The 11943-nt window shown below is 64.0% G+C and carries 11 protein-coding genes; 3 read left to right on the forward strand and 8 right to left on the reverse strand.

From position 1 onward, the window contains the following. Window positions 1-70 precede the first annotated feature (70 nt). Together PAF12_RS06030 and PAF12_RS06035 are read right to left on the reverse strand one after the other, a co-directional pair. A complete protein-coding gene (locus PAF12_RS06030) occupies window positions 71-1258 on the reverse strand; it encodes an N-acetylmuramoyl-L-alanine amidase (protein ID WP_271109184.1) in 1188 nt (395 codons plus the stop codon). Beyond that, the gene (locus tag PAF12_RS06035) at window positions 1258-2394 is read right to left on the reverse strand and encodes a pyridoxal phosphate-dependent aminotransferase (RefSeq protein ID WP_271109186.1); all 1137 of its coding nucleotides are present in this window, start codon (window positions 2392-2394) and stop codon (window positions 1258-1260) included. Before PAF12_RS06035 ends, PAF12_RS06030 begins: the two co-directional genes overlap by 1 nt. Before the next feature lie 132 nt (window positions 2395-2526). Here PAF12_RS06035 and PAF12_RS06040 point away from each other — a divergent pair, with 132 nt between their 5' ends. Continuing rightward, complete coding sequence (locus PAF12_RS06040; RefSeq protein ID WP_271109187.1) at window positions 2527-3276, forward strand: DsbA family protein; 750 nt, start codon at window positions 2527-2529, stop codon at window positions 3274-3276. A 21-nt stretch (window positions 3277-3297) separates the two neighbouring features. Here the strand turns inward: PAF12_RS06040 and ispG are convergent, their stop codons facing one another. From ispG to gmk, 4 genes are read right to left on the reverse strand one after another with little or no spacing between them, the layout of a single operon-like run. Continuing rightward, window positions 3298-4425 (reverse strand): flavodoxin-dependent (E)-4-hydroxy-3-methylbut-2-enyl-diphosphate synthase, encoded by a 1128-nt coding sequence (gene ispG / locus PAF12_RS06045; protein ID WP_271109188.1) that lies wholly within the window; start codon window positions 4423-4425, stop codon window positions 3298-3300. 54 nt (window positions 4426-4479) lie between these two features. Beyond that, window positions 4480-5574, reverse strand: a complete 1095-nt coding sequence (locus PAF12_RS06050; RefSeq protein ID WP_271109190.1) for a cell wall metabolism sensor histidine kinase WalK — start codon at window positions 5572-5574, stop codon at window positions 4480-4482. Window positions 5575-5586: 12 nt separating this feature from the next. Further along, window positions 5587-6108 carry a gamma carbonic anhydrase family protein gene (locus tag PAF12_RS06055; protein ID WP_271109191.1) on the reverse strand — a complete coding sequence of 174 codons (522 nt, stop codon included), beginning with the start codon at window positions 6106-6108 and terminating at the stop codon, window positions 5587-5589. Beyond that, window positions 6105-6737, reverse strand: coding sequence for a guanylate kinase (gene gmk, locus PAF12_RS06060; RefSeq protein ID WP_271109192.1), 633 nt, complete (start codon window positions 6735-6737; stop codon window positions 6105-6107). Before gmk ends, PAF12_RS06055 begins: the two co-directional genes overlap by 4 nt. Before the next feature lie 175 nt (window positions 6738-6912). Between gmk and PAF12_RS06065 the strand changes: the two genes are divergently transcribed. Together PAF12_RS06065 and ilvD are read left to right on the forward strand one after the other, a co-directional pair. Then, a complete protein-coding gene (locus PAF12_RS06065; protein WP_271109193.1) occupies window positions 6913-7662 on the forward strand; it encodes a PAS domain-containing protein in 750 nt (249 codons plus the stop codon). 124 nt (window positions 7663-7786) lie between these two features. Then, window positions 7787-9625, forward strand: a complete 1839-nt coding sequence (gene ilvD / locus PAF12_RS06070) for a dihydroxy-acid dehydratase (RefSeq protein WP_271109194.1) — start codon at window positions 7787-7789, stop codon at window positions 9623-9625. Between the two features lie 62 nt (window positions 9626-9687). Here ilvD and proB read toward each other — a convergent pair whose 3' ends face one another. Both proB and obgE read right to left on the reverse strand, forming a co-directional pair. After that, on the reverse strand, window positions 9688-10818 hold the full coding sequence (proB, locus tag PAF12_RS06075; RefSeq protein WP_271109195.1) for a glutamate 5-kinase: 1131 nt from the start codon (window positions 10816-10818) through the stop codon (window positions 9688-9690). After that, a complete protein-coding gene (gene obgE, locus PAF12_RS06080) occupies window positions 10806-11834 on the reverse strand; it encodes a GTPase ObgE (RefSeq protein ID WP_271109196.1) in 1029 nt (342 codons plus the stop codon). The genes proB and obgE overlap by 13 nt, the downstream gene beginning before the upstream one ends. Between the last annotated feature and the right edge of the window lie 109 nt (window positions 11835-11943).

The raw sequence follows: 11943 nt of genomic DNA on the forward strand, positions 1-11943 counted from the left end.
AAAACAAGCTTGGGTGAGAATGCCGCCTGCGGTCTTGCAAATGGTGCATTTTTTCATAAGCGGCGGCGCTTCAGTGGCGGCGAAGTGCGGCGCGTACCGCATCGTCCCTGGCCCAGCCGGTCACGGCTTCGGTTATGGCCCCGGCCATCCTTGCCCGCCAGGCCGGATCGGTCAGGTTGGCGCGGTCGCCGGGATCGGTCAGAAACCCAAGTTCGAGAAGGACCGAGGGAATATCCGGCGATTTCAGAACGCTGAAGGCCGCGCCTTTCACCGGGCGCGAATGCAGCGCCAGCCCGGCCTGAGAAAATTGCGCGGAAAGCTGCTTCGCCAACCCCTCGGAGCGCGGCTGCGTGTCGGAGCGGGCCATATCCATCAGCGTATCCGCGATCTGATCGTCGGTGCCGTGCAGATCGACGCCTGCCACAAGATCGGCGCGGTCGTGGCGCGCGGCAAGCTGTCGCGAGGCGCGGTCATCGGCCTGCGGGTTCCAGGTGAAGATGGTGGCCCCGGTCGCCTGCCCCTCCGGCAGCGCATCTGCGTGAAGCGAGATCAGGATGTCGGCATTCGACGCCCGTGCCTCCGTCATGCGCGATTCCAGCCCGACGAACACATCCTTGCGGCGGGTCAGGACCACCTCGAACCCGCCCCGGATCAGTTTTTCGGTCAGCTCGCGCGAAAATTCCAGCATCAGGTCTGCCTCGCTAAGCCCCGCGACCACGGCCCCGGAATCGGCCCCGCCATGTCCCGGATCTATGGCCACGCGCAGCGGTGCCAGGCGATTTTCATCGACCACAGGGATGGTGGGTTGCGGCAGGTCCCAAAGCGCTGACATGGCATTGGTGGCGCCTGCATAATCCTCTGCTGCGACCGGCGTCAGGCGCAGCATCAGCATGGCGCGGGCACCGTCGCCGCGTTGCACTGCCTCCGTGATCGCATAGGGACCGCGCAGATCGAAGACCAGCCGAGACCAGCCGCGCCGGAACGCCCCGCCCCGGACACCGTCCAGCAGCGCGGCACCCGGCAGGCCGGTCAGGTCGGTATCGGCAAGGTTCAGCCCCTGCACATCGATCACCAGCCGTTTCGGCGCGTCCAGCAGATGCAGCCGGTACGGCGTCGCGGTCGACAGGCTGAGGCTGAGCGCCAGATCGTCGCCATCCGCCACAACGGAGGAGGACGGGACATCCAGCCGGACCACCGGGCCTTGTGCAAACGCCGCCAGCGGCAGCAGCAGCCAGAGCAGAAGCGCCAGAAGCCGCATCAGCGCGCGTCCATGAAGCGCGACAGCCGGGTGATGGCCTCGGTAATATCCGCCGTGCTGCGGGCATAGGAAAAGCGCAGCGTCGTCGCCCCCCGGACCGGGTCGAAATCCAGCCCCGGCGTGACCGCGACCCCGGCTTTCTCCAGTATCTCCGCCGCGAAGGCGAGGCTGTCATCGGTCAGATCGGAGATGTCGGCATAGATATAAAACGCCCCGTCCGGCGGTGCGATGCGGTCGAAACCCATTTTGGGCAGCGCCTCCAGCAGCAAACGGCGGTTTTCGGCATAGACCGCCAGATTTGCGTCGCATTCCGCTGTCGCATCAAGCGCACCGAGCGCCGCGACCTGACTGGCATGTGGCGGGCAGATGAACATGTTCTGCGCGATACGCTCCACCGTGCGGATATGATCCTCAGGGACGATCATCCAGCCGATCCGCCAGCCGGTCATCGAGAAATATTTCGAAAAGGAGTTGATTACATAAACGTCTTCACTGACCTCCAGCGCCGTATGGCAGCGCCCGCCATAGCTGAGACCGTGATAAATCTCGTCGGAGATGACGGAGATACCCAACTCTCCCGCCCGCGACAAAAGCGCCCGGTAATCTTCCAGCCCGAGCATCGTGCCGGAGGGATTGCCGGGGGAGGCCAGCATCAGCCCTTGGACACCTGCCGGGATTTCGTCAGCGCGCGGTTGATAGCGGTTTTCCGGCGCGGTCTGGATGCCGACGGGTTCAAGCGACATGGCGCGCATGATCTGGCGATAGCTGGGATAGCCCGGCTCCCCCAATGCGACCTTGTCACCGGCATCGAACAGCGCCGAGAAGGCGAGCATGAACGCCCCCGACGATCCGCAGGTCACCACCACGCGATCCGGGTTCAGGTCCACGTTATACCAGCGGCGATAGAGGGCGGCGATCCCGGCCCGCAACTCCGGCAGACCAAGCGCGACCGTGTAACCCAGCGGTTCGCCGAGCCGCGATTGCAGCCCCGTACGTGCCGCCTGTGGCGCGCCGGTCGAGGGCTGGCCGACCTCCATATGGATGATCGAGCGCCCCGCTGCCTCTGCCCGGCGGGCCTGCTCCATCACATCCATGACGATAAACGGATCGACCTGACCCCGTTCTGACTGCCGCATCTTTGCCTCGGTTGGTTTTCCCCGGTCTATGCCCGCCGTCCGGGTCACGGGTCAAGAAGATCACGGAGGATTTGCTTGTCATATCGCGCGATTGGGTCCAGTGTCTTGCCAAATTCTGAAAGGAGCCTCCCGATGAAAAAGCTGCTGGCCGCATTGCTGCTGAGCGCAAGCCCCGCCGCCGCCCTCGATCTCGCGGCGATGAATGACGGCGAAAAAGCGGCCTTTGGCGAGGCCGTTCGCGAATATCTGATGGAAAATCCCGAAGTGCTGATCGACGCCATGGGTGCCCTGGAAGAGCGCCGCATGGCCGAGGAAGCCACCAATGACGCGGCGCTGATCGCGCAGTATAGCGACGAGATCTTCAATGACGGCTATAGCTGGGTCGGCGGCAATCCTGACGGCGATGTGACGCTGGTCGAGTTCATCGACTTCCGCTGCGGCGTCTGCCGTCAGGCCTTCCCGCATGTCGAGGAAACGCTGGCAAGCGACGGAAATATAAGGCTGATCCTGAAAGATTTTCCGATTCTCGGCCCCGAAAGCGAGCTTGCCTCGCGCTTCGCCATCGCGGCCAAGCAGATCGAGGGCGACGATGCCTATAAGCAGGTGCATGATAATTTCTACACCATGCGCGGCAATGTCACGCCCGACTGGCTGCGCAGCACCGCCGAGGAGATGGGGTTTGACGCCGACGCCATCATGGAAGCGATGAATTCCGACGAGGTCAGCGAGGTGATCCGCAAAAATGCCGAACTGGCGCAGACGCTCGGCATTGGCGGTACACCGAGCTTTATCCTGGGCGACACGCTGCTGCGCGGGATGCCGCGTACCGGCCTGCCGCCTGCGATCCGCGACGTGCGTGAGAAAGCCGCCGCAGAAGGATAAGACCGGAAGACGGGGCGGCGGTTATTCCGCCGCTTCGGCGGTCTTTGCGGCCTCGATCTTCTCGGCGCGTTCTTCGACCAGTTCGACGATGTGGTCGATCATCTGATCGTTGTTCATCTTATGGTCCTGCCGCCCGGCCATATAGACCATGCCGGAACCGGCACCGCCGCCGGTGAAACCGATATCGGTCATCAGCGCCTCGCCCGGACCGTTCACCACGCAGCCGATAATCGACAGGCTCATCGGCGTCTTGATATGTTCCAGACGTTCCTCAAGCGCCTCGACCGTTTTGATCACGTCGAAGCCCTGACGCGCGCAGGACGGGCAGGAGATGATCTGCACGCCGCGCGTCCGCAAGCCCAGTGATTTCAGCAATTCGAAACCGACCTTCACCTCCTCCACCGGATCGGCGGAGAGGCTGACGCGGATCGTATCCCCGATCCCGGACCAGAGCAGATTGCCCAGACCGATGGCCGATTTCACCGTGCCGCCGCGCAGACCGCCCGCCTCGGTGATGCCGAGATGGATCGGGGCGTCGGTCAGTTCGGCCAGTTGCTGATAGGCAGCGGCGGCGAGGAACACGTCCGAGGCCTTCACGCTGATCTTGAATTCGTGGAAATCGTGGTCCTGAAGGATCTTGATGTGATCCATACCGCTTTCGACCATGGCGTCGGGGCATGGCTCGCCATATTTCTCCAGCAGGTGTTTTTCCAGACTGCCCGCATTCACGCCGATGCGGATGGAGCAGCCGTGATCCCTTGCCGCCCGCACCACCTCCGCCACACGGTCGGAACTGCCGATATTGCCGGGATTGATCCGCAGACAGGCCACCCCGGCATCCGCCGCTTCAAGCGCGCGCTTGTAGTGGAAATGGATGTCGGCCACGATCGGGACAGGGCTTTCGCGGCAGATTTCCTTCAGCGCCTTGGTGGTTTCCTGATCGGGGGCCGAAATCCGCACGATGTCGGCACCGGCATCGGCGGCGCGGATCACCTGATCGAGTGTCGCCTTGACGTCATGACCGTCGGTGTTGGTCATGGTCTGGACGCTGATCGGCGCATCGCCCCCGACCGGCACGTTGCCGACCATGATCTTGCGGGATTTGCGCCGTTCGATATCGCGCCACGGCCGGATCGGATTATGGCTCATCGGGGCCCCCTTTGCCTGCGCCTCAGATAGTGGTTTGCCGCGCCTCGGGCAAGGTCAGCGGCGATCACGCTTTGCGGGCAGGATGACGGTGAAACGCGATCCCTGCCCTTTTACCGATTCGATCCGCAGACGGCCACGGTGCCGCCCGATGATATGCTTGACGATGGCAAGGCCCAGCCCGGTGCCGCCCTGCTGGCGCGAACGGTGATTATCGACGCGGTAAAACCGTTCCGTCAGCCTTGGCAGATGCATCTCGTCGATACCTTCGCCCCGGTCGATGACGGCGACCGCAATCGCCGGGCCACGCAGCGCCGGTTCATGCCGGATGCGGGACAGTTCCAGCCGGACCTCGCCGCCGGAACCGCCATATTTGACCGCGTTTTCGACGAGGTTATGGAAAACCTGTGTCAGCTGGTCGGGATCGCCTGTGACCAATGCCTCATTCTCCGCACCGATCAGGCTGATATTGACGTTATGCGCCTCTGCATGGGGCGTCAGCGTCGCGACGACGGCACCGATGATCATGGTCAGATCGACGGCCTCCGCCGGGCGCCGACGTTCTTCGGATTCAACGCGGCTGAGCGAAAGCAGGTCCATGACCAGACGGTTCATCCGCGCGGCTTCGGTCTCCATGATCGACAGGAAGCGGTCGCGTGCCGCCGCATCGTCACGCGCCGGGCCACGCAGGGTCTCGATGAATCCGATCATCGCGGTCAGGGGGGTGCGCAGCTCATGGCTGACATTGGCCACGAAATCCCGTCGCTGCTGCTCGGCCTCCTCGATGCCGGAGCTGTCCTCGATCACCACGAGCGCGCCGATCCGGTCCGGCAGCGCCGACACCGTGACCTCGGCGGGGATGTCCCGTCCGCGCGCCGAGATGATGACGCGGTTGCGATACCCGCCCGAGCCGACCGCCGCCAGCGTCGGGTCCGGCACCGGCAGCGAAACATGGGCAGGATCAAGCACCGCATCCACGGCCTGGACCACCACCGGATGCCGCAGCACGGTCACGAAAGGCCGGTCGGTCAGGTTTTCACCCAAGAGCGCCGAGGCCGCGACATTGGCCGCACTGACCCGTGCTTCGTGATCGACCGCCACGACAGCAACCGGCAGCGCCGCGATCAGATTGTGAATGACGCTGCGCTCCACGAACGGTCGATCCTAGCCGATCTGTTTCAGCCCGGCGCGAAACCGTGCCGCATTGTTGCGATAACCCTGTGCGGAGGCCAGAAGCCCCTCATATTGCGCGTCGTCGATCTCGCGCACCACCCGTCCCGGTGCGCCCATTACCAGCACCCGGTCAGGGATCTCCTTGCCCTCTGACACAAGGGCCGAGGCCCCGATGAGCGAGCCGGACCCGACCTTGGCACCGTTCAGCACCGTCGCCCCCATGCCGATCAGCGAGCCATCGCCGATCCGGCAGCCATGCAGCATGGCACGATGTCCAACGGTGACATTCTCGCCAATCACCAGCGGGAAACCCATATCGGTGTGAAGGCAGCAAAGATCCTGCACGTTTGAGCCGCGTCCGATCCGGATTTCCTCGTTATCGCCACGCAGCACGGCACCCCACCAGACGCTTGCCCCCGGCTCGATCACCACGCGGCCCATGATTTGCGCATCGGGCGCAATCCATGCGTCATCGGCGATTTGCGGCACATTGCCATCGAGTTCCCAGATCATCTGCTGCTTCCCTCCATCAGCTTCTTGACGAACGCGCCAAGTCCTTTCTGCCGGTCCTTGCGCAATCTTTCTGCCACGAGGATGGCGGTCAGCCGCTCGAACGTCTCGTCCAGATCGTCATTGACCAGAACATAGTCATATTCGGCCCAATGGGAAATTTCGTCGCGGCTCTTCTCCATCCGGCCTGCGATCACCTCCGGCGCATCCTGCCCGCGGGCGACCAGCCGCCGTTCGAGCTCCGCCAGAGACGGCGGCAGGATGAAGATGCTGACCACATGCGGCCCAAGCACCGAGGCGCGGATTTGTTGTCCGCCCTGCCAGTCCACGTCGAAAATCGTGTCCCGCCCGGCCTGCATTGCGGCCTCCACCGGGGCACGGGGCGAGCCGTAAAGATTGCCGAACACTTCCGCATGTTCCAGCATATCCCCGGAGGCGACCATGCCCGAGAACGCCTCGCGCGACATGAAACTGTAATGCTCGCCATCGATTTCGCCGGGGCGTGCCGGTCGTGTGGTGGCGGAGACGGAGAAGGACAGCGTCGGATCCCATGCCATCAAACGGCGTGCGAGCGTCGATTTTCCCGCCCCGGATGGGGATGAGAGAATGATCAGAAGCCCGGTTCGGTCCATGCTGCCCTCTTGCGTGTTTGCCGCTTTTGATCCCGCCGAAGCCGGAGAATCAAGCCCCGGCTTAACCATTCGTAAAGAAATTGCTGCGCTGCAACGCATGCTCCGGGTTACAATAGCTGCCAGCGAGCGGCCCTTCACCATCCCGGGCGGTGTCTCGCGGCAATGGCGCAAGGTGATGACCGACGAAACAGAGGACAAACAACCGGCTCCGCCGGGCGAAACGCGTAAGGGCGGCGAAATCGTCTCGCTGAATATTGTCGCGCGACCAGACCCGTTGCGGATCACGTTCGGGCTGCGCGATTATTGGGAGGGATTGCGTCGCGGGCGCGTCGTGCCGGATCGTGCGGATGTGCAGCCGCGCGGAATCGCCGCTGCGCTCGATTACGCCTTCATCCTTGAACGTATCGCACCGGGTGCGGCGCGGTTCCGGCTGGCCGGGCGGCATCTGGTCGACCTCATGGGGATGGAGGTGCGGGGGTTGCCGTTCTGCGCGCTGTTCAATCCGGATTCGCGCGGACGCCTTTCCGATGTGCTCGAAACCGTGTTTCAGGCCCCGCAGATTGCCGAAATAAAACTGCGCTCGCCGCAGACCTATGCACGGCCGGAACTGAACGGCAGGATGCTGATTTTGCCGCTGAAATCGGATCTGGGCGACATTACCCGTGCGCTCGGCTGTGTGGTCAACCCGGGCGAGATGGGCCGCGCCCCACGGCGTTTCGAAATCGCATACGACATGGTCATCCCGATCATCAAGGGCAAATCCGCGCTGCCACCAACCCCAAACGGCATCAGCGAGACCGCGCCAAATTTCCGCCGCGCCTCGCCGCCAAAACCACGCCGCAGCGAACCCCCGCCAAGCAACACAGCCACCCCGGAGGAGCGTCGCGCCAGTTTTCGCATCATTCGCCCCGATCTTCCGGGCTGAGCCTGCGCGGGACGGCCAGCGCCCCCTCGCAGAAGCTGCATTCCGCTTCTGGCGGAACCGGTAAAATTCCGTTAAGCCTCTCCGCCATAGCAGCCATCGGGCATTGCCAAAGGAAGGAATCACCATGCCGGCCTATCGTTCCCGTACCTCGACCCACGGACGCAATATGGCGGGCGCACGCGGTCTGTGGCGTGCGACCGGCATGAAGGATGACGATTTCGGCAAGCCGATTATTGCGATTGTGAACAGCTTTACGCAATTCGTGCCGGGCCATGTCCACCTGAAGGATCTCGGCCAGCTTGTCGCGCGCGAGGTCGAAAAATCGGGCGGCGTCGCCAAGGAGTTCAACACCATTGCCGTGGATGACGGCATCGCCATGGGCCATGACGGGATGCTGTATTCCCTGCCCTCGCGGGAGATCATCGCCGACAGCGTGGAATATATGGTCAACGCGCATTGCGCCGACGCGATGGTCTGCATCTCCAACTGCGACAAGATCACGCCGGGTATGCTGAACGCGGCCATGCGCCTGAATATCCCCGCAATCTTCGTCTCCGGCGGCCCGATGGAGGCCGGCAAGGTCGTGCTGAAAGACGGCAAGATGCACGCGCTCGATCTGGTTGACGCGATGGTTGCCGCTGCCGACGACAATGTCAGCGACGAGGATGTGGCGGCAATCGAACGCTCCGCCTGCCCGACCTGCGGGTCGTGCTCGGGCATGTTCACCGCCAACTCGATGAACTGCCTGACGGAGGCGCTTGGCCTGTCGCTGCCAGGCAATGGCTCGACGCTGGCCACCCATGCCGACCGCAAGCGCCTGTTCGAGGAGGCCGGTCAGCGCATCGTCGGCCTCGCGCGGCGCTATTACGAGCAGGATGACAGATCGGTCCTGCCCCGCAACGTCGCCAACAAGAAAGCGTTCGAGAACGCGATGTCGCTGGATATCGCAATGGGCGGGTCCACCAACACCGTGCTGCATATCCTCGCCGCCGCTTACGAAGGCGGGATCGAATTCGACATGGACGATATCGACACGCTCAGCCGCAAGGTGCCGTGCCTGTCCAAGGTTGCACCCGCCAAGCAGGACGTCCATATGGAGGATGTCCACCGTGCGGGCGGGATCATGGCGATCCTTGGCCAGCTTGACCGGGGCGGGCTGATCCATCGTGACAGCCCCACGGTTCACGCCGCGACTCTGGGCGATGCGATTGATCAGTGGGACATCTCCCGCACGCAGGACGAGGCGGTGCATCGTTTCTACTCCGCAGCCCCCGGCGGCGTCCCGACGCAGACCGCGTTCAGCCAGGATAATCGCTGGGAGACGCTGGATCTCGACCGTCAGGGCGGGGTGATCCGCGCCGTGAATTCGCCCTTCTCCGCCGATGGCGGGCTGGCGGTGCTGAAGGGCAATATCGCGCTTGACGGCTGCATCGTGAAAACAGCCGGGGTCGACGAATCCATCCTGAAATTCGCCGGTCCTGCCGTGGTTTATGAAAGCCAGGACGCGGCGGTCAGCGGTATCCTGACCGGTAAGGTGAAGGAGGGCGACGTGGTCGTCATCCGCTACGAAGGCCCCAAGGGCGGACCGGGCATGCAGGAAATGCTGTATCCGACCAGCTATCTGAAATCGAAAGGCTTGGGCAAAGCCTGTGCGCTGATCACCGATGGCCGCTTCTCCGGCGGCACCTCTGGGCTTTCCATCGGCCATTGCTCGCCGGAGGCGGCGAATGGCGGCGCCATCGGGCTGGTGCGTGACGGCGACCGGATTGAAATCGATATCCCGAACCGCACCATCAACCTTGCCCTCCCGGAGGATGAGCTGAACGCCCGTCGGGCCGAACAGGACAAGCAAGGCTGGAAACCCGCCGAGAAGCGCAAGCGGAACGTGACCACGGCGCTCAAAGCCTACGCCACCTTCGCCGCCAGCGCCGATAAGGGCGCGGTACGGGTGCTGCCGGAATAACCGGCCACGCTTTCATCCTGACCAAATATCCCGGGGTCCGGGGCAGCGCCCCGGTCCTGCCCTCACATCACCATATCGTCGCGATGGATCAGCGCCGCGCGGCCCTCATAGCCGAGGATCTCCGCGATCTCGGCGCTGCGATGCCCGGCAATCGCGCGCGCTTCATCGGCTGTATAACGCACCAGCCCGCGTGCCAGCGTTTCCCCCGCAGGTCCAAGCACCGCGACGGGATCGCCGCGTCCGAAATCGCCACCGATCCCGGTCACCCCGGCAGGCAACAGCGACTTGCCCTGTCCAAGCGCCTTTGCCGCGCCATCGTCGACAAGCACCTCGCCGCGCGGTTTCATCGACGCGATCCAGCGTTTGCGGGCCAGTTGCGGGTCACCGTCCGGCAGGAACCATGTCACCCGCGCACCCCCGGCCACAGCCGACAGGGGCCGCAGCACCGACCCTTCGGCGATCGCCATCGCACAACCGCCGGTCACCGCCGTACGCGCTGCCAGCAGCTTGGTCTTCATTCCGCCCTTTGACAGGCCGGAGACGGGATCACCGCCCATAGCCTCGATCTCCGGCGTGATCCGCGCGACGACGGGCAGATGCCGTGCCGATGCGTCGGTCTTGGGGTTCGCGGTATAAAGCCCATCCACATCGGACAGCAGGATCAGTTGATCCGCGCCGACCGTCACCGCGATCTGGGCGGCGAGCCGGTCATTGTCGCCATAGCGGATTTCATCCGTCGCAACCGTGTCATTCTCGTTCACAATCGGCACCACGCCGAAAGACAACAGCGTTTGCAGCGTCGCGCGGCTGTTCAGATAGCGGCGGCGGTCGCTGGTGTCCTCCAGCGTCATCAACACCTGCGCGGTCGAGACCCCATGCGGGGCAAGCGCCTCCTCATAGGCGCGGGCCAGCCTGATCTGCCCGACAGCCGCGGCCGCCTGCGCCTGTTCCAGCGGCAGCGCCCCCCCGGCCGCGAGCCCCAGTACCCGACGCCCAAGCGCGATGGAGCCGGAGGAGACCAGCACCACATCTGCCCCCCGTACCCGCCACGCCGCCACATCGTCGCAAAGCCCGCGCAGCCAATCCCCACGCAGCCCCTCCGGCCCGACCAGCAGGGCCGAGCCGATCTTGATGACGATCCGTTTCGCGGCTGCAATATCTGGCCGCGCGGGATCGGGGCTCAGGGACGCCACGGCCCGTCTTCCTTCTGCTCGACCGCGCGCGACGGCGCGATCCGGGTCCAGAGCGCGCGCAGCACCTCCTGCACGCCTTTGCCGGTGGCGCCGGACATGGTCATGATTTCGGTGCCGAGCGCATCGGCCAGAGCGTCACGCTTCTCAGCCAGCATCTCCTCATCCACGGCGTCGATCTTGTTCAGCACAGTCACGCGGGGCTTTTCCATCAGCACCGGCGAATAGGCCGCCAGTTCCGTCAGCACGGTCTGCGCGTCCGCCACCACATCCTCCGCCGTTGCATCAACCAGATGCAGCAGGACCGCGCAGCGCTCGATATGGCCAAGGAAACGGTCACCGATCCCCCTGCCCTCCGACGCGCCCTCGATCAGGCCGGGAATATCGGCCATGACGAATTCGCGCCCATCCACGCCGACAACGCCGAGATTTGGGTGAAGCGTGGTAAACGGATAATCCGCGATCTTGGGCCGGGCATTCGATGTCGCGGCGAGGAAAGTGGATTTCCCCGCATTCGGAAGCCCGACCAGCCCGCTATCGGCAATCAGTTTCAGCCGCAGCCAGATGGTCCGCTCCACACCCTCCTGCCCCGGATTGGCGTTGCGCGGCGCGCGGTTGGTGGAGGATTTGAAATGCAGATTGCCGAAGCCGCCATTGCCGCCCTTTGCCAGCACCACGCGTTGCCCGACCTCGGTCAGATCGGCGATGACCGTCTCCTGATCCTCCTCAAGGATTTCGGTTCCGACCGGCACCCGCAGGACGATGTCGTCGCCGCCCGCGCCGGTGCGCTGCCGCCCCATCCCGTGCTGGCCGTTCTTGGCGAAGAAATGCTGCTGATAGCGGAAATCGATCAGCGTGTTCAGCCCCTCGACCGCTTCGGCCACGACATCACCGCCGCGTCCGCCATCGCCGCCATCGGGGCCGCCGAACTCGATATATTTCTCGCGCCGGAAGCTGACCGCTCCCGCGCCGCCACCGCCAGAGCGGATATAGACCTTGGCCAGATCGAGAAATTTCATCGCCGTTCTCCTTTCCGTCCGCGATACGCGCTCATGTCGCAGCCTGCAAGAGAAGCGGTTGTATGGCTTGCTTTTCAACCAGAGATAGTATTTTTCGACCTCATTGATT

Source organism: Paracoccus sp. SCSIO 75233, assembly GCF_027912675.1.
GTDB lineage: Bacteria > Pseudomonadota > Alphaproteobacteria > Rhodobacterales > Rhodobacteraceae > Paracoccus.